Genomic DNA, 17,801 nt, shown 5'->3' on the forward strand with positions numbered 1-17,801 from the left:
GAGCCGCTCAACCCCGAGGTGATCCGCGTCTGGCAGGAGGGCACCGGACAGCCGATCTACGAGGGATACGGCCAGACGGAGACCGTCTGCTGCATCGCCACGCTCCCCTGCATGGCGCATAAGCCCGGCTCCATGGGAAAGCCCGTACCGGGATGGCACATCGAGCTCCACGACGACGACGGGAACCCGGTCGGGGTCGGGGAAGAGGGACGGATTGCCGTCAAACTCGACCCCCGCCCGGTCGGGCTCTTCATGGAGTACCTGGATAACCCCGAAGCGAACCGGGAGTCGTTCCAGAACGGGTTCTACTACACCGGCGACAAGGCACGCATGGACGAAGACGGCTACTTCTGGTTCATCGGGCGCAACGACGACGTCATCAAGTCTTCCGGCTACCGGATCGGACCCTTCGAGGTCGAGAGCGCGCTCATGGAGCACCCGGCCGTTCAGGAGTCGGCGGTCGTCGGGTCGCCGGACCTCATCAGGGGCATGATCGTCAAGGCGTTCGTCGTTCTGAAGCCCGGTTACCAGCCGTCCGAGTCGCTGGTCAAGGAACTCCAGGCCTATGTCCGGAACACCACCGCCCCCTACAAGTACCCGCGAGCAATCGAGTTTGTCCCGGAACTCCCGAAGACCATCTCGGGAAAGATCCAGCGAAACATCCTGCGGGACCGGGAACTGCGGAAGCACGCGAACGGAAACTGACCGGCCCGTTCGATTGTTTACGACCCGGGCATCCCGGCGGGAGGGGAATGCTCCCGAAACCCCGTTTCTCAACCCTTCCGGAGCGCACCGGACTGCCGATGGAGGGAGAGGCACGATCTTCGGCGAAGGTTTATATCTTTCAAAATATTCCGAAAGATCTTCGGATTAGCGATATCTCAACCAAAAAACAGATAAATTAGTATGATTTTGCAGAATAAGACAATATCAAGACTTAGAATCAACTACGGGCTGCATTTTATAGGAGGAGAACGGCTTTGATGCGTATCCTCCACGTTGACGACGAACCGGTCATCCTTGAACTGACTCAATTCTATCTCGAACGTACCGGAGATATGAAGATCACCTCCTGCAGGTCTGCAGAGGAGGCACTCGGGCTGCTCGAGATCGAGAAATTCGATGCCATCATCTCCGATTACGAGATGCCCGGTATGAACGGGATAGACCTGCTCTCCAGACTGAGAAGCGCCAACATTACGATCCCCTTCGTCATCTTTACCGGCCGGGGGAGAGAGGAAGTGGTGATCGAGGCGCTCAATAAAGGAGCCGACTTTTACATCCAGAAAGGCGGCGAGGTCCGGTCGCAGTTCGCAGAACTGAGAAACGCGATCCGGCGCGCCGTGGAGAAACACCGGTTCGAACAGGACATTCGTGAATCCGAACGCCGGATCTCCGATATCTTCTGTCATCTCCCCGATGCGACCTTTGCCGTTGATTGTTCGGGCAGGGTCATCGCCTGGAACAGGGCGATGGAGAGTATGACCGGCATAGCGGCAGACGACATCTCCGGGACCGGCGATCACGCCTATGCACTTCCCTTTTACGGAGCCCCCAGGCCACTGCTCGTCGACTACCTTCTTCATCCGGGAAAGAAGGTTCCTCCGTCCTACCTGCTCAATCAACGGGACCGAGATCTGATCATCGCAGAGACAGCGGAGGCATCGTTGAATGGGGAGAGAGTCGTTCTCTGGGTCAAGGCGACCTCTCTGTACGACAAAAACGGGACCGTTGCCGGCGCCATCGAGTCGATCAGAGATATCACGACGCAGAAGCAGACAGAGAAAGCCCTCCGGTCAGCCGGGGAATACCGACGTACCCTGATCGAGGCGCATATCGATCCGCTGGTGACCATCGGTTCCGATCGGCGGATCAGCGACGTCAACGCGGCGACCGAGGCGTTGACCGGCCGGACGCGGGATGCCTTGATCGGTACCGAGTTCTGCACTCTCTTCACCGAACCCGGGTGTGCGGAGTCTGCATACCGAGAGGTCGTTGCTGATGGCACGATCCGGGAACAGGCACTTACCGTCAGGCGGAGCGATGGAGGCATACAGCCGGTTCTTCTCTACGGCACGGTCTACCGGGGCGAAGATGGGGAGGCCAGGGGTGTCTTTGCCGAACTCCACGAGCCCATGCCCGGTCCGGAGAGCGGCGGGATCTGCCGCCGCATGAGCCCGTCGGTCGCTGAACTGGTACCGAGAATTATTTCTGCGTCGACGGCAGCCGCCTCAGCCGAAGAATTCCTGGAATCCGCACTCGATGTTGTGCGGGATCTTTTAGAGATCGAAGAGAGTTGTCTCGCGCTCTACGACGGAGACGGCGCGTTCAATATCGTCGAAAGAAAAGATCCAGGCCCTTTTGGCGAGATTCTCTCATCGTTCCGGGATTTTGCGGGATCGCACACCATGCCGGTCACGGAAGGCCGGAGAGACGGGGCGGGGAACCCCGTTCTTCTCGTTCCCGTCGCCGACCCGGAGAGGGTTCTGGGCATCCTCTGTCTCTCCGTGCGGAAACCCGACTCCCCGACATACGGGGAGCGTGCCGCTCTTGAAGTCTCTGCAGAATTGATCGGTGCGCTTCTATCCCGGATGCTTCGGGTCGAGGCGGCAGAAGAGGCGAGGCGTTCCGCTGCCCTCCACCTCGACATCATCGCTCATGACCTCACCAATGCGATCTTTGCCGCGCGCGGGTACGCCGACATCCTCGACGGGATGCTGGAGGGAGAGGCCGGGAAGATAGCGGGGAAAACGACTTTGGCAATCAGGAAGAGTTACGACGTGATCAGGAACCTCGATACGTTAAAAAAGATCCGCAAGACCCGGAGAGACACCGCCCCGCTCCGGGCAGTCTCCCTTGATACCGTGCTTCAACACGAGATCTCGAACTTCCCCGGGATCAGGATAGACTATGCCGGATGCGAGAGCGTCATACTTGCCGACGAACTCATCGGGGAGGTGTTCTGGAACCTTCTTGACAACAGCGTAAAGCATGGAGGGAGGGAGGTCTCCATCCGGATCGGGGTGAGGGAGGAGAAGGACCGGGTGGAGGTCCGTGTCGAGGATACCGGACCGGGGATTCCCGAGGAGATGAGGAGAATGCTCTCTTCAGAAGTTCATGGACACGGACTGTGTATCGTCAGGGATCTGGTTGCTTCATACGGCGGGGAGATCCAGATCGAGGAGCGGATACCGGGGAGATCGGGGAAGGGTGTTGCCGTCAGGATTGTCTTTGGTCGAGCAAAAGCCGGGATTTCCTCCCCTCCAGCAGGATCGTCCGAAGAGGAGACGGGGGTTCCGGATATCCGCGCGTGATGGACGAAAGACGACTCTGTTGCCCCTCAGCGATAGAGAAGATGATAGCTACGCCGGGCGGGCTTCTCCTCTGCACCGGTCCTTCTCTTTGATCAGCAGACCAGGTCGATGAAGTTCTCAAGGATGCGGAGACCGACCGCCCCGCTCTTTTCAGGGTGGAACTGGACCCCGTAGGTGAGCCCGTTCCCGACGGCGGAAGCGAAGGGGTGGATGTAGGTGGTGCTCGCGAGGGTATGCTCCGGTGCGGCCGCCGCATAGTAGGAGTGGACGAAGTAGACATACTCCTCCTCGCGGAGCCCGTCGAAGAGCGGGGTCTCGTGATCGATGTGGATGGTGTTCCACCCCATGTGGGGGACCTTCTCCCCGGCGGCCGGGAGAAACCGCTTTACGTCCCCCGGCACGAGGCCGAGCCCCGGATGGGTGCCGTGCTCTTCGCTCCGGTCCATGAGCATCTGCATCCCGAGGCAGATGCCGAGAAGCGGGGTATCGTTCGCGGCGGAAAGGACGGTCTCCTTCAAGCCGCCGAGCATCTCCATCCCTTCCCGGAACGCCCCTACGCCGGGGAGGACGATGCCGTCGGCCGCCGCGATCACCCCGGGGTCCGCGGTGATTGCCGGCGCCGCTCCGGCCCTCTCAAGGCCCCGGAGGACGCTCCGGAGGTTGCCGAGTCCGTAATCAATTATAACTATCCGCTTCTTCATCTGCATCTCCCCGTCTGCGCCACAACCCCTGCTCGATCCAGCTCCGGGGCAGCCCTTGTTTCTCCTGCCAGCCCCCGAGTTTTTCAAGCCACATCTTCCAGAGGTCGGGACAGGAGTCTTTGATGATCTCGATGGTCGCAAGGTCGCTTGAGGGGCACATGAAACACCCGATGCGGTCGAGCCCCCGCTCGTAGAGACGGTTGTAGGGGGCCTTCTCGCGGAAGATGTAGAGCCAGACGTGCATCGCCGTCCACTGCTGGATGGGTGCAGCGGAGAGCTGCTGGGGCACATGGGCGTTCTGCCAGACCCGCCTGCTCTGCATACGCTTCACCGACTCGTACTTCCGCTGACCGATGAACGAGAGGCACTCGCCCCAGTGCTCGCTCACCAGGCGGCCGACGGGGTGGAGTTTGCAGACTTTGCAACACCAGCGGTTGTCGACGGCAGGCGGACCGTTCACGTCGAACTCCTTCCAGAACGTCTCTTCATCGCAGACCCGAAGAACCTCGAGGTTGTAGCGTTTCGCCACCGCATCCACGTTCTCGCAGGTCTCGGGGAACTCAAGCCCCGTGTCGGCAAAGAGGAGCGGCACCGGGCCGAGTGCTTTTAAGACGATAAGGAGGGTTGCAAGGCTGTCTTTTCCGCCGGAGTAGGAGATCGTGGGCTGTCTCCGGTTCCGTTCGGCGACCTCCCGTACGAACCGGATGCTCGCGGCCTCGGCCGCCGCGAGTACCTTCTCGTTGGCCCTGACGGCGTCCTCCCATGTCGCCCTGCCCGGGACAGAGACCGACGGCGTGTTCTTTCGTGTCCGGACGACAAGACCCCGCTCCATCGTCGCGGCGGCGGCGGCGTCGACTTTCGCCCTGCCGACGCCGATGCAATCGCCGGTTTTCGTCAAGATGAAGACTTCGTCACCTTCGGCAACGGCAGGGTCGATCGAGATGAGCCCCGGTGCAAGGACGCTTGCTCCCTCATCGCGGATGGACGGAATCGCGCCGTCGTCGACGACGACGTAGCGCTTTGTCGGCCGGAGGTAAGCCGCGGCGGCCGGACGCGGGAGCGGTTCCCAGAGCCGCTCTTCTGGGAGGTAGCGAACTATGCCCACAACGGCGCCTCCGAGGACGATCTCGTCCATGCGGTCCTCGGCGGGGACTTTGTTCAGGAGTGCGATGTGGCCTTCCGGTATCAGCGGCGCCCCGAAGTGCTCGCAGAATATACGGTTGATCCGATCGACGTCGTCGGGGAACGCGGGGCGCGCGTCTCCCGGCGGCGTGACGGCTACCGGCCGGGCCGGGGCGCCGCAGGCGCAGGTCGGGGAGAGCACCGGAGCGTGGCAGGAATCGCACCAGTGGAGCAGAATTTTACCGAGATAAAGGCGGGGCATTCTTATATCCGTTGGAAAGGAACGGATAAAAGTCTTGGCGTATTCCGGATCTTTCCTGCACTATCTGCCGTGAAATGAGCGTTTCGTCCGGAGAGGACGAGAGCGTGCCTGAGGTACAGAGGCGGGGGGAGGTGCCCCATGTCGGCATCTGACTCTTCCGATCTCTCCTGACAGCGGCTCTCGGATGCGACCCCCGACCCCCCGGCGGACCGGCGGCGGCTAAATGCGCGTAGTTTCACTATATTTCGAGGGAAAAATAACGGTTCGAGCATAAAATATATATCTGGAACGGGATATAACAGATAATATCCCTCCTCGGGAAGGAGGTGTGTCATTCATGGCAAAGGATAAGAAGCAGGACAAGAAGGCAGAGAAGGTTCAGGACAAGGCTAAGAAGAACTAAGTCCCTTGCCTTCAATCATTCCCTTTTTCCTCTCGGTCGATACACTCTTCTCCCGTTCTGCTGGCTTTCCTGGAGGTTATCATCTCCGTGGCAGCCAGACCGGCGTTCCTCTTTCCGCCTGCGATTGCATCCCGACGGTAAAAGCCAGTGGCTTATCCGGTCCCGGGGTATCGATTCGGTAACGATCAATTTTATCCAATAAAAATTATACAAGTAGTAATTTCATCTGTTCAGATGAGCGGCATTTCAATGTCCCGTACCAACGCCTGCAAAACCGCCGGTGATGCGCCGGTTAGCAGGCAAGCTCGCCAGAGGCGTCCCTGCAATCAGCCCGAACGTCGGATCGCCGTTCTTTCCCTGTGGTCCGTAGAGATGAGACCGAATGAGCGCAAAGGAGCAAACGACTGAATGTGCACACCTGAAAACATCGGGAACCTGGAGCGATACATGGATAACCTGCACGACAAATCGCCGACGGACCTTCTCGATCTGTTGCAGGATGGCGCTCCTGCCCTCGATCCCCGGGTGCGGGAGAGACTGAAAAACGGCATCGAGGCTTTGTTTACTGAAAATAGGGAGCTTGCCACCCGTGCTGTTCGTGCCGAGGCAGAGCGTGATGCCCTCCTCACCGCCCGCGGCAGGCGGGGGCTCGTCTACGATGCCGACGACGAACCGGTTCGGCCGGAGGAACTCCGGGAGGAGGTTTTGGAGTCCCGACGATTTGTTATTCGTGACCGCGGGTATGGGGATATACACATCGCCGTATTTGCCTCTTCCATCGCCCGACAGGACGCCGCCGGAGAGGGACGGACCCGTCACCGCCTGGAGGGGGTGAACACGCTGTTTGTGAGCCCCGGCGATATCGTCGGCAGAGAGCAGCCGAACCGCACGGTCCTGCACGGCACCCGTCCCGGCCGCGAGACGCCCGGGATGGCGCCGGCAGGAGCGACGGGGCGGAAGTGCTATGAACTTATCGGGCGGATCGGACCCTGCACGGTCTGCGCGGCGAACCGTGCGCTCGCGAGCGGCAGGCGCGAGGTTGTCGGGATGTTTGCGCCCGAAATCGGGCGTTACCTGGAGTGTCGATCAAGCCCGGTCCTCGGTCCGGAGGGTGAGGTGACGTTCATTGTCGAGCAACTTTACGATATCACCGACCGGAAGCGCACCGGAAAGGAGGTCCCGGAGGACGATGCCGCTGCCCGCGCCCCGGAGGAGATGATCGTCCTCCTCGACCTTGACGGTCGGGTTATCGGCGCCAACGAGGCGACGACCCGGCGACTTGCGCTCTTCCGGGAGGGCTTCGTCGGTAAGAATCTTTCCGGACTTTTTCCGCCGGATGTGGCGGGGATGCACCTCGCACGCCTGCACGGGGTCGCCGGGTCGGGGAGGCCAGAACGGTTTGAGGATGCATGGGAGGGGCGAGTGTATGACGCCGTATTCTACCCGATCCGGGACGTAAGCGGCGCCGTTACCCGGGTTGTGGTCATTGCAAGGGATACCACCGGGAAACGGCAGGCGACTGATGCATTGAGGAAACTGGCGCATGACCTGAATGAACGGGTGAAAGAACTTTCCGTCCTTCACGAAGTATCCCGCATCATCGAGCAGTCGGGGGATTCGCTCGATGAGATCTTCTCCAGGGTTGCCCGGGTGCTCCCTTCCGGATGGCAGTACCCGGAGGATACCGTTGCCGGGATCATGGTGTACGGACGCAGGTTTGAGACGGAACGTTTTCGCGAGACGCCCTGGCGGCAGGCGTCTCCGGTTGTCGTCCACGGGGAGACGGTCGGCAGGGTGGAGGTCTGCCTCCTCCATGAACAGCCGGAGAAAGACGAAGGCCCGTTCCTCCGTGAGGAGCGGTCGCTGCTCGACACCGTCGCCCGCCGCCTCGGGAGAGCAATCGAACGCATACAGGCAACGGAGAGCCTCCAGCGGAGCGAATCGCAGTTCCGGGAGATCACGCAGCAAAGTTTCGATATGATCTACACCTGCTATAGTAACGGGGGGATCGCCTACATCTCCCCGGCGGTGATACGGATCCTCGGCTATACGCCGGATGAACTCATCGGCGCCAGGTGCCGCGATTACATCGTCCCCTCATCGCTCCCTCTGTGGGACGAGGGGCGCGAGAGGATAGCCGCGGGAAAACCGGTCGAAGGGCTCGAGGTAGAGTTCCGCCGCAAGGACGGGTCGGCGGTATTTCTCGAACTGAGCGAATCCCCGATTGTCCGCGAACGGTCGGTGATCGGAGTTCATGGGGTCGGCAGGGATATCTCCGAGCGGAAACAGAACGAGCAACTCCGGCAGCGAGCGTTCGAGCAGATCGAGCGGAACATCGAGCAGTTCGCCGTCCTCGGCGACCACATCCGCCAGCCCCTCCAGGTGATCCTCGGCATGACCGAACTGCTCGATGAAGGGGCGGCTACCGATCGGATCAGCGAGCAGGTCGAGCGAATCAACGGGTATGTCCGGCAGCTCGATCAGGGCTGGATCGAGTCGAGGCAGGTCCGGGAATTCCTCCGGAAGCATGAACTGGCATGAAGGGAGAAACAGCCCTCCCTCCTCCGTCGGTAATAACCCGGTGCCACACCCGAGAAGCACATGGACTCCCGGACCGTCGCCGTTTTCCGGGTAACGCCCGGATCACCGTCAAAATCACGGGCGCCGATCTCCAGACTCCCGACGAGATAGAGGCCGCCGTCGATCCGGCCTGCTCCCGGTCACACAGACCCACCCCGGCGGGAAGGACGGCACATACCGGACCCTGGTTGCGCAGCAATCATCACCCGGGCCGGGTGGTCCGACGGAGAGGAGAGAATTATGACGGACGGGACGAGGGGTGCGCCGGAGCCCGGAGGCTCTTGTAATCGTTACGGAAGCAAGACGAGAAACCACGGAAATTAAACGGTCAGACCGTCTGTTGATGGACCGGCGCCTCACGGTCGGTGGCGAATACGAAGAGGCTGCACGTCTCCATTCCGGCAAAGGGAAGAGCCGTGCCTGCCCCAGCCTCGATCCCATCCCGAAGGACTACAGGATGACCGGCACCGATAGGTGCGATGCCGTAAAAGCGGCTTACCGCTCACGCGAGGCGCAGGCAAAGACCTGCGGGGGTGTTATTTCCGGCAGGTGCCGGGAGGGATGCGGTGAACGACGGTTCGCAGAACCGGAGTTCGAGAAGACCGAAGGTCTTTGAGCGGCGACTTCCTCAAAGGGGAAGGAGTTCGGGTATCGCAAGGCTGAGGGGATCTCGTGGTGTTTCACTTCCCCACGAAACGGAGAAGCCCCTCAATGTTCGATATCGGACACCCAAAAACAGAAGATGTCCGATATGTCTGATAAATGTCCGAGAAATGTCCGATATCTCACAGAGTATACTCTCGACACATCAGGCTTTCCTGGGGCGTGATCGAGCTAAAACGTACTTTCTGCCCTTTTTTGCACCGACTGCTTCCAGCAAGCCGCGATGGACAAGATCGAGAAGATCGCGGTACCGGGTCTTCTCCGATACCTCCGGAGCAATCGATGTATAGTCCACAGCAGTTACTGCCGGTGCATCAGGTAAAAAAAGGTTCAGGAAGAAGATCGCGCTGTCGATAAATTCTACCTCTTTGGGCCGACAACCATCCGTGCGCCGGTCTGTTCCATAAACGGGGTCGACAAACGCTGCCTTTCCAAGTGAGCAGGCTGAGAGCGCCACGAGCTCCGCACTCTCGAAGCAGTCTTCCGGCGACTCCTCGGGGCAGACCCGCGCCCGTGGGAGTTTGAGGCACACCTCGTCTTGCTGTTGCACGTCACCGTGCGAGGAGATGTAGACGGGCTCGTAGCAGGGGTCATCTGAAATAGGAGTTACGCACCCAGTGATTTCCACCAAAAGATCAATATAAAGTGCCATAGTAAGAGAGAGCCTTTTACAATCGACGAGGTAAAAGAACAAATCAGGTCCAACAGAGGCCAGTAAGCGCTTGCATGGGTGCCTATCTGCACCACGGACAACCGGGTAGTTTCGCAACAGTAGATTGCCTGAGTGCCCGGGAGAGGATTCTCTACGACCGGTGGCCGGGATCGGAACTCTCTGTTCTAGAAAAGGAACTCATTTTTCATAGGGAAAACACCGGCTTCGTTGAGTATGATACAAAAGACGGGAAATACTTCTACCTCCACCCGTCACCGTTCTTGAACAGCCCAAAGAGAGAGATTTTCTGCGCTGAATCATGCGACCCGCCGGCAGAACATACCTTCGTCGAGGTCGAGATCGAATCCGAACGAGAATTTATGCCCAATGGGTCACAGGACCGCATCACCGTGAAAACCATCTGCGGCTGGAAACCTTTCGATCCGAGCCCGCTTGCGGAGCGCAGAAAAATTATGGACTACGAAGAGATCGTGTATTACTTCACCCTGCCGTTCCGGGGCGAGGAGGAGACAATCGAACAGATTGCAAAATGTTCCGCTCTCTACTCGCTTTCTTCTCCTCCGATCGCCGATGAGGTGGGAGGGATCAACGCCGCAATCCTCGGGAAAAAGACACAGTGGAATACCTTCAAAGGGTCTATGAAGGTCATTCCTCAGGACTTCTTCCGTCCCGGCTCGCGGTATTACTACTATATATCCGACCAGGAGAAGTGTACGGTCAAAAGAGGGTGCGAGGAGGCAAACCGGGCGATCTACCGGCCAGATGAATACATCATGGATATTCCACTTGTTATGGAGGAAGCATCACTTAACCAACTATCGAAGGATTGCAGAGAACTCATAAATGAAGAACGACCGATTATCACCTCATATATTCTCGATGCTCTTATCATCAAACCAGACCCGATGAACTCCGTTGAGAAGACGATAATCGACGCAGTGCATACCATACGGGAAGAGTACAAGCGAACTGGATACTCCCCCTACAAACAAAATCTGGGCGATGCAATCCCCAAGTTGACCTCCTCGCTTGCCCGACTTCAACGAGCCTCGAAAACAACCCAATCCGATGTTAAAGATGTCGTAGAACTCTGGCTGGATATGCACTGGAAAGCGAACAAAATCTACTCCTCTCCACTCAAAGTCGCAAAGCGATACGATCTGCTCGACACCGCACGGAAGCTGTACGTGGAACTCCACGACATCTATGGACTCGAGTTCTGGATTCCGCTCGACGAAGCAGTTACCAGAACTACGCTTCATCCAGAGGAGTTCATGGTTTCTCTTGAATCACTGATATTCGCAGGATATGCTGTGAGAAAAGCGGGAGCCATAAAGATCCTCTAGGCTTCAAAGGGGTTCAAATGAGAGCCTGAAACCGGGCATTCAAAATGTTTCGCTAGCAAAAGCGTCGGATTGGACCTTCCATCGGCCTGCCCTATGCCAAAAAGAATGGGCTCTACCCCACTCACCCGCAATCTGCACCACTATCTCCGGCTCATACCGCAGCACAACCTCGCTCATTCTCCCGCCGGCCTGCACCCGGATCAGGTCGTCCAGCCGCAGGGAGTCGAGCTTCTGTAGCTGCTTGAAGATGGGCCGGATACGGAAACTGAGCCCGCCTCGAGACCGGACGACACAAGAAATGAAGAATTGCGCTGATATCTGTGAAAAGGGAAGAGAGATCGCAGGTGAGGACTCTCAACAAATTGCTGCAAACTACTACAAATCACTACAAACCATTTCAGGGAGCAGGTTCAAAAAACTGTTTTTCCTTAGTCGTATTCCACATCCGACAAGATTTAATTGAGTTCATTTCTACAATCATCTCCAATCAGATTGCCGGTCATGATTTATGCGGCTTGTCGGATGCGAGAACCCATGTAGCAGCCTTTGTTCTCCCGACAGCTCGTATCGTCCCTTCTTTTCGCATCTCTTGAAGCAGATCCCGGATAAAGTGGTACTTCTGTTCATCGTTTAATGCATCTGAAACTTTGTTAAACAAAAGGTCCTCAATATCCGACCTCTTCGCTTCGCGATATGTTTTCAGATATGCCATTACCAGCCCCTTGAAATGCGCTTTATCAAGTGACCGCTTCCGGATATAATCGGCTCGCATATCTGTCTCGGCAGCGACACCCACTGAGACACGAAGATTCGGAGACCGACCCTCGATGAGTTGCTTCTTTCGGAGAATTCTACGCTCTTCCGGAGTGATCGATATCCCTTTCTGCACCTTATCGAGAGTTATAACATCCATCAGCGTCAGATCTTTTCGTCGGATCAACATCCGGGTATACTTCTCATCGATCACCCGTCCGAGAATGGTAACTCGCACAACCCTTTCTTCGCTGAGATCATAGTCCGGCATCGGGAAATAACGATCTCGTTGTTTCGAAAACATGCGCTTGATCCCGCTGCCTATCGTATCAATCATATTCAATTCGACCATTGCATTTGCAAGGAAAGGATTTCGATACCAATCAGGGGGCATATCACGCTCAATTACAGTCCGGACGGTTCCCGGAATAAAATCACCGCGATTCGTAAACATCAGAGAATCAGGCCTTTCGGTTACCGTGATGCGAGCAGATTGCTGGTAGTCCTGGTGTGCGATGCAGTTGTGCAACGCTTCGCGGACCACCCACCGGTCATACTGTGAAACTTCCGTGGGAAAGAGCGTCTCCTCAGAAATATGGCGAATAGTGAGATTTCGGATCTTTTCAAACACTTTATCGACTGCAAGAATCAATGGCTGATCGAAATGGGCATAATCGATCTCAATTTCTGCATCGTTCCGCAAAACCCAGGTGATGCGTGCAATGGCAGGTAAGAGGTAGTGTCCCGCTTCGCCCTTTCCAAGGAGAAGGATTGCGGTCTTCGTTATCTTGCCGTCTCTGCAAACCTTTGCTTTATTCAGAAAGGTCGCGTCATCCCATTCATCAATCTCTTCTGCGAGATCCTGATGCTTTTTCTTAGATTTAGCACGTGCAAACGCGATTGCTTCCGGATCGAGATCGGCGATTGTAGCGCCGTCACAGATCTCGGCAGACCAGTCAGGTAGCGGTGCACGTATTCGATCGATCTCATGAAGCCCCAAAGGCTCAAGCGAATCATGAGTGCGACCATATGCAACGCGCCTCCATGTAGTCGGAACTCCGCGAAGAGCAGGTGGGATTTCGAACATGATCACCCGCATCCCATTGACGGCGATCTCGTGAATTGCATGAAACGTCATCTGATGATTCGTCTGCTGCCCGATCTTCTGCTTGAGATGTTCGAGTCCGGGCGGCATGAGACAATAGTTTGACCCAACAATCTTTCTAGGAGGTTTATCGGTAACACCAAAGATGAGCCACCCGGCAGCTTCTCCATTCAGGCTGGCTTCATTGCTTAGCGCAGAGAAATATCTGCCGATGTCGTCAAAATCAAGATTACTTTTTGCTTCCTTGAACTCAATCCATTCCGTTTCAGCCGGAAGCAGCAGGAATTCCTGTAACCGGGAAAGCATTACAGTAGATATCCCCCTCTCACATTAGGATAGTTTCGCTGCACGCAACTCTTCTTCTGTAGGGCTATCCTTATTTCTTCGGCAGCGCCGCATCCTCCACCGGCAGACTACATTCCCTCCGTCCCTGGTACTATACCCGTTCTTCTCCTCCTGTCCGGGACCTCTGACGACCATGACCGGTTCGAACCTCGCCGGTCATCGTCTGCCGGGGAGTGCTCGTCGCGCCATACTCCGCATTGTGCTCCTCGCACGGAGGAATGGCGCACGGAGGAATGGCGCACGGAGGAATGGCGCACGGAGGAATGGCGCACGGAGGAATGGCGCAAGGCCACCCCTCAAACGACCCCCACCGCCCGGACGCTTCGCGCCTCCTCCCGCCCCCTCAGGAGGGCCTGGCGGTGCAAGGCGATAGATCGTGGATGGGGGAGATGCAACCAGCGACCCGAATCGCTCCCCCGATGTGACAAACGCCTCCCGCACGGAGCATGGTGCCGCAGCACGATGTGGAGCACGCACTCCTGCAGGTGGGACCGGTGAGGCTCCCCAGAGGACAACCGTCCCCGTCGCGCGATGAAGCAGAGGGCTAGGGAGTCTTTCATTGCCCTAACGAGGAGGAATTTCATGGAAAAATTGGTAAGGATGCGGGGCAGACGATCGCATCCGGGTGAAAACCGCACTAGAGAATATCCCGATTAATTGTCTCCGTGGGTGCCGCCCAATAAAATAAGCAGTAACCCACATGTTGCCGAGCATCCCAAATAGGAAGCTCAAGATGTATAGCACACTTGACTCTCACGGGCGTGCTCTATCGAACGAAAATGCAAGAAGAGGAGAATCGAACCTGAAGTTAGGATGCGGGGGAAGGGATTCGAACCCTTGAACTCCTGCGAGACTGGACCCTAAATCCAGCGCCTTTGACCTAGCTCGGCAACCCCCGCGTGGATATATATCGGTGCCGGGAGAATTATACTTGCTCCTTGGAGGCCGCACCCCGCACACCGGAAGAGGCGGGGCGGTTCTGGCGGGCCAGTTCTGCACGGGAGGCGAACATTTTTCCGGTTTACCCGGGATCCGGCAAACAGAGGGAAAGGAAATCTTTTTGCGAAGGACTGCACATACCTGAACTGATGGTCAGGCACGAGTGTGGGTTTGAGGCCCCGATCTATTGTAAACGGTGCGGGAGACCCCTATCCTGCGACGAACGTACGGGTGGTCTGTTCTGTCCGCATTGCGGAAGGCGAGTGAGCCTCCTCTGTCCCGGTTGCGGGCGTCTCTGGTAAGTCAGACCCGATTTTTCACCCACTCGGCATACCGGGCCCGTAACCTTTGAAGGTCCTGTTCGGTGAGGTCTTCTTTTCCGGTCCGGTGAAGGTACGACTCCAGTTGTTCCACCACCTGTTCTGCGTCCAGGAAGTCGTCGGTCTCCAGGTAGACCGGCGCACGTCCGACGTTGATCGCCTCCCCGCACATCGGACAGAGCCTCCAGCGCTGATAGCGGTCCACATAGGTGAAGGTCTTGCAGCCCGGGCAGCGGATGACGAGATACATACCTACTGGGAGTAGGCGGTCGGCCGGATAAATAGTTATCTATCTTATCTTCTTCCGGGGTTTGGAGCGCTCTATGGGCGAGGGTTCCGCCTCCTTCGCGGCACAAGGTTCCTGACAGCCGGCCCGTGGATCACCTTCCCGAAGGTATCGTAGCGCGAACCGTGGCAGGGACAGTCCCAGGTCTCTTCGGCGTTGTTCCAGGCGACGGTGCAGCCCATGTGCATGCAGGCCGGGTCCAGCGCAACGACTCCCCCGCGCCCGTCCCGAAAGACCGCAACCTTCCGCCCGTCGATCTCGACGACCCTCCCTTCCCGGGGCGGTATCGCCGCGGCTTCTCGGTCGAGCCGGCCGGCGTCGATCTCGACCGGTCCCTTGACGACCGCGGGTTTCTTCCGTACCCCGTCGGGATACTCCGGCTGCCCCCCGAACCGTGCAGGATCGAAGACCTCCGCCCAGGGATTCGTGCGGCCCCGGACCAGGTCCGTGAGGATCATCCCTGCCGCGGTGCCGTTGGTCATCCCCCACTTCCCGAACCCCGTGGCGACGAAGACGCGGTCGTGCCCGGAGGCGAGCGGGCCGATGTAGGGGACGCGATCGGCCGTGACGTAGTCCTGCGCCGACCAGCGGTAGTCGACGACTCCGTCCGGATAGACCGAACGTGCATACGCTTCGAGGCCGCGGTAGTGCGCTTTCGTGTCGGCCGCCTGCCCGGTGCCGTGCTCCGCGCCGGTGACGATGACCAGTTCGCCGGCATCTGCGGGATGCGACCGCCAGGAGTGAACGGGCCCTCCGGCGTTGATGAAGACGCCGTCCGGAAACGGTTCGCCGGTCCGGATGCCGAGGGCGTAGGAGGTAGACGGCCGCATCCGGGCGAAATATGCGCCGGGACAGTCGTAGAAGGGATACTGCGTGGCGAGAACGGCGTAGTCGGAAGAGAGCGTTCCCCGGTCGGTCCTCACCGCGACGCCGTCCGGCCGCTCCTCGAGGTCCAGGGCCCTTGTCGTCTCAAAGACGTAACTCCCCTCCCCCGGGAGGTGTCCGGCGAGCAGCAGCAGGTAGTTACGGGGGTGGAACTGCGCCTGGTCCTCCAGAGCGACGGCCCCGTAGGTCTCCATCGGCAGCGGCACGTCGTCCACGAACGCCGCCGGGAGCCCGAGGCTTCGTGCCGCGTCGGCCTCGGCCGCAACAGACTCGCGGGTCTCTTCCGACTCAGCGTAGGTGTAGGCAGGTTTTCGCTCGAAACTGCACGGGATGCTGTATTCCCGGACGAGTGAGGCGATCATCTCGATTGCCGCCCGGTTTGCAGCGGCGTACTGCCGGGCCCCTGCTTCGCCGAACCGATCGATGAGGTCCCGGTAAATCAGCCGGTGAAGGGAGGTGATCTTCGCCGTCGTATACCCGGTGGCGCCCGTGACGATCCGGTAGGCGTCGATGAGGGCGACGGTCAGTCCCGCGCGTTTCAGCAGAAAGGCCGTGGTGATCCCCGCGATTCCGCCTCCGATCACCGCAACGTCCGCGTGTCCGTCCCCGTCAAGCGGCGGAAACCCCGTCTCCGGCGAGGAATCTATCCAGTACGACTCCGCCGTCCCCGGCAGATCGGTGCTCCGGTCCGGTGATGCTTCCATACCCCCCCGTACCTCCGCCTGACGGGAAGACCGCGCACCCATATAACGGTTGTGCGAAGGCACGCCGTTACGCATAAGTGTGATCGCGGGGATGCAGAGGTGATCGGGATGGGGGATATTCACGGGATCAGGGATTATGAACCGTACGTAGGAAAAGAGACCGTACGCCGCATTGAGGCGAAGGCCCGGCCGCTCCGGGACCTCCACGTCATGCACATGAACTCCACCTACTACGGCGGCGGCGTCTCCCAGGTCCTGTCGTCTCTGACGCTCCTGATGAACAGTCTCGGCATAGAGACCGGGTGGCGCGTCGTCCACGGCCCGCCGGACTTCTTCAGCGTGACAAAGAAGTTCCATAACGCCCTCCAGGGTACCGAAATCAACCTGACCGACCGCAAGAAGGAGATCTATGAAGATGTCGTTCACGAGAATGCGATACGGAACCACCTCGACCACGACGTGATCATCATTCACGACCCGCAGCCGCTCCCGTTGATCACCCATTACCGGAAGAAATGCCCCTGGATCTGGCATTGCCATGTCGATCTCACCACTCCTGACCCGGCGGTCTGGAACTACCTTCTCCCGTTCATCGAGAAGTACGACGCCGTCATCTTCTCAAACAGGGATTACCGGCAGAACCTCCGAACACCGCAGGTCTTCTTCACGCCAGGTGTCGATCCCTTCTCCATCGTGAACCGGGAACTCTCCGAGAGCGCCATCGACGAGCGCCTTGCACACTACCATATTCCGACCGACCTCCCCCTGGTCGTTCAGGTCTCGCGGTTCGACCACTGGAAGGACCCCGAGGGGGTCGTCCGGGCTTTCCAGAAGGCCAGGAAGGAGGAGGAGTGCACCCTGGTCCTCGTCGGGAACGTGGCGACCGACGACCCGGAGGGCGCGGACGTCTACCGGTCGCTCCTCTCCCACCGGGGCGAGCGGATCATCGTGCTGAGCGTCCAGGACGGGGCGCTCGTGAATGCGCTCCAGCGCCGGGCGGCGGTCGTCCTGCAGAAGTCCCTCCGGGAGGGGTTCGGGCTGACGGTATCGGAGGCGATGTGGAAGGGTGCGGCGGTGGTCGGCGGCAACGTCGGCGGCATCCGCTACCAGATAGAGGACGGCGTGAGCGGATTTCTGGTCTCCTCCGTCGATGAGGCTGCGGAGAGGATCGTCCGGCTGCTCCGCGACCCCGACCTCGCGGAACGGCTCGGACGTGCGGCGCGCGAGCGGGTGCGAGAATGCTTCCTCTTCACCCGCTCCGTCGAGCAGTACCTTGACCTGATCGGCGCGTTCGATCCGGAGTTCCGGCTGACGCGGGAGGTGGAGTCTCCCTGCTGGTGATTCTCCAAAAAACAGGGTCGATCACGCGCCGCGCACCCGACCGCAACTGTAATCGGTGA

The 17,801-nt window shown here is 58.8% G+C and carries 12 protein-coding genes and 1 tRNA gene; 6 read left to right on the forward strand and 7 right to left on the reverse strand.

Going from position 1 to position 17,801, the window contains the following annotated elements; all coding sequences use genetic code 11:
- On the forward strand, nucleotides 1-705 hold a 705-nt coding region (locus BP869_RS06280; protein ID WP_342677953.1), incomplete at its 5' end, for an acyl-CoA synthetase.
- A gap of 278 nt (nucleotides 706-983) precedes the next feature.
- On the forward strand, nucleotides 984-3,314 hold the full coding sequence (locus BP869_RS06285; protein WP_342677955.1) for a PAS domain S-box protein: 2,331 nt from the start codon (nucleotides 984-986) through the stop codon (nucleotides 3,312-3,314).
- Nucleotides 3,315-3,406: 92 nt separating this feature from the next.
- Here the strand turns inward: BP869_RS06285 and hisH are convergent, their stop codons facing one another.
- Together hisH and BP869_RS06295 are read right to left on the reverse strand one after the other, a co-directional pair.
- Complete coding sequence (gene hisH, locus BP869_RS06290) at nucleotides 3,407-4,015, reverse strand: imidazole glycerol phosphate synthase subunit HisH (RefSeq protein ID WP_342677957.1); 609 nt, start codon at nucleotides 4,013-4,015, stop codon at nucleotides 3,407-3,409.
- A complete protein-coding gene (locus BP869_RS06295; protein WP_342677959.1) occupies nucleotides 3,990-5,399 on the reverse strand; it encodes a phosphoadenosine phosphosulfate reductase family protein in 1,410 nt (469 codons plus the stop codon). Before BP869_RS06295 ends, hisH begins: the two co-directional genes overlap by 26 nt.
- 850 nt (nucleotides 5,400-6,249) lie before the next feature.
- On the opposite strand from BP869_RS06295, the gene BP869_RS06300 reads away from it, so the two are divergent.
- Nucleotides 6,250-8,343 (forward strand): PAS domain S-box protein, encoded by a 2,094-nt coding sequence (locus tag BP869_RS06300; protein ID WP_342677961.1) that lies wholly within the window; start codon nucleotides 6,250-6,252, stop codon nucleotides 8,341-8,343.
- 382 nt (nucleotides 8,344-8,725) lie between these two features.
- Entirely contained in the window at nucleotides 8,726-8,998 is a 273-nt protein-coding gene (locus BP869_RS06305) for a hypothetical protein (RefSeq protein WP_342677963.1), read from the forward strand.
- A 192-nt stretch (nucleotides 8,999-9,190) separates the two neighbouring features.
- On the opposite strand, the gene BP869_RS06310 is transcribed toward BP869_RS06305, so the two are convergent.
- Nucleotides 9,191-9,697, reverse strand: a complete 507-nt coding sequence (locus BP869_RS06310) for a hypothetical protein (protein ID WP_342677965.1) — start codon at nucleotides 9,695-9,697, stop codon at nucleotides 9,191-9,193.
- A 74-nt stretch (nucleotides 9,698-9,771) separates the two neighbouring features.
- On the opposite strand from BP869_RS06310, the gene BP869_RS06315 reads away from it, so the two are divergent.
- Nucleotides 9,772-11,064 (forward strand): hypothetical protein, encoded by a 1,293-nt coding sequence (locus BP869_RS06315; RefSeq protein ID WP_342677967.1) that lies wholly within the window; start codon nucleotides 9,772-9,774, stop codon nucleotides 11,062-11,064.
- Between the two features lie 499 nt (nucleotides 11,065-11,563).
- On the opposite strand, the gene BP869_RS06320 is transcribed toward BP869_RS06315, so the two are convergent.
- The 4 genes from BP869_RS06320 to BP869_RS06335 form a co-directional block, all read right to left on the reverse strand.
- Entirely contained in the window at nucleotides 11,564-13,228 is a 1,665-nt protein-coding gene (locus tag BP869_RS06320) for an RNA-binding domain-containing protein (RefSeq protein ID WP_342677969.1), read from the reverse strand.
- Nucleotides 13,229-14,081: 853 nt separating this feature from the next.
- Nucleotides 14,082-14,166, reverse strand: a tRNA-Leu gene (locus BP869_RS06325).
- 343 nt (nucleotides 14,167-14,509) lie between these two features.
- Nucleotides 14,510-14,776, reverse strand: coding sequence for a DUF1922 domain-containing protein (locus tag BP869_RS06330; RefSeq protein ID WP_292409015.1), 267 nt, complete (start codon nucleotides 14,774-14,776; stop codon nucleotides 14,510-14,512).
- A gap of 71 nt (nucleotides 14,777-14,847) precedes the next feature.
- A complete protein-coding gene (locus tag BP869_RS06335) occupies nucleotides 14,848-16,401 on the reverse strand; it encodes an FAD-dependent oxidoreductase (protein ID WP_342677974.1) in 1,554 nt (517 codons plus the stop codon).
- 108 nt (nucleotides 16,402-16,509) lie between these two features.
- On the opposite strand from BP869_RS06335, the gene BP869_RS06340 reads away from it, so the two are divergent.
- The gene (locus BP869_RS06340; RefSeq protein WP_292409017.1) at nucleotides 16,510-17,742 is read left to right on the forward strand and encodes a glycosyltransferase; all 1,233 of its coding nucleotides are present in this window, start codon (nucleotides 16,510-16,512) and stop codon (nucleotides 17,740-17,742) included.
- Nucleotides 17,743-17,801 lie beyond the last annotated feature (59 nt).

Source organism: Methanofollis sp. UBA420 (assembly GCF_002498315.1).
In the GTDB taxonomy this organism is placed as follows: Archaea; Halobacteriota; Methanomicrobia; order Methanomicrobiales; family Methanofollaceae; genus Methanofollis.

Excerpts from the sequence above, each read along its gene's own strand:
- BP869_RS06285 (WP_342677955.1), top strand. The coding sequence starts at position 984 with ATGCGTATCCTCCACGTTGACGACGAACCGGTCATCCTTGAACTGACT.
- hisH (WP_342677957.1), bottom strand. The coding sequence starts at position 4,015 with ATGAAGAAGCGGATAGTTATAATTGATTACGGACTCGGCAACCTCCGG.
- BP869_RS06295 (WP_342677959.1), bottom strand. The coding sequence starts at position 5,399 with ATGCCCCGCCTTTATCTCGGTAAAATTCTGCTCCACTGGTGCGATTCC.
- BP869_RS06300 (WP_342677961.1), top strand. The coding sequence starts at position 6,250 with ATGGATAACCTGCACGACAAATCGCCGACGGACCTTCTCGATCTGTTG.
- BP869_RS06305 (WP_342677963.1), top strand. The coding sequence starts at position 8,726 with ATGGACCGGCGCCTCACGGTCGGTGGCGAATACGAAGAGGCTGCACGT.
- BP869_RS06310 (WP_342677965.1), bottom strand. The coding sequence starts at position 9,697 with ATGGCACTTTATATTGATCTTTTGGTGGAAATCACTGGGTGCGTAACT.
- BP869_RS06315 (WP_342677967.1), top strand. The coding sequence starts at position 9,772 with ATGGGTGCCTATCTGCACCACGGACAACCGGGTAGTTTCGCAACAGTA.
- BP869_RS06320 (WP_342677969.1), bottom strand. The coding sequence starts at position 13,228 with ATGCTTTCCCGGTTACAGGAATTCCTGCTGCTTCCGGCTGAAACGGAA.
- BP869_RS06330 (WP_292409015.1), bottom strand. The coding sequence starts at position 14,776 with ATGTATCTCGTCATCCGCTGCCCGGGCTGCAAGACCTTCACCTATGTG.
- BP869_RS06335 (WP_342677974.1), bottom strand. The coding sequence starts at position 16,401 with ATGGAAGCATCACCGGACCGGAGCACCGATCTGCCGGGGACGGCGGAG.
- BP869_RS06340 (WP_292409017.1), top strand. The coding sequence starts at position 16,510 with ATGGGGGATATTCACGGGATCAGGGATTATGAACCGTACGTAGGAAAA.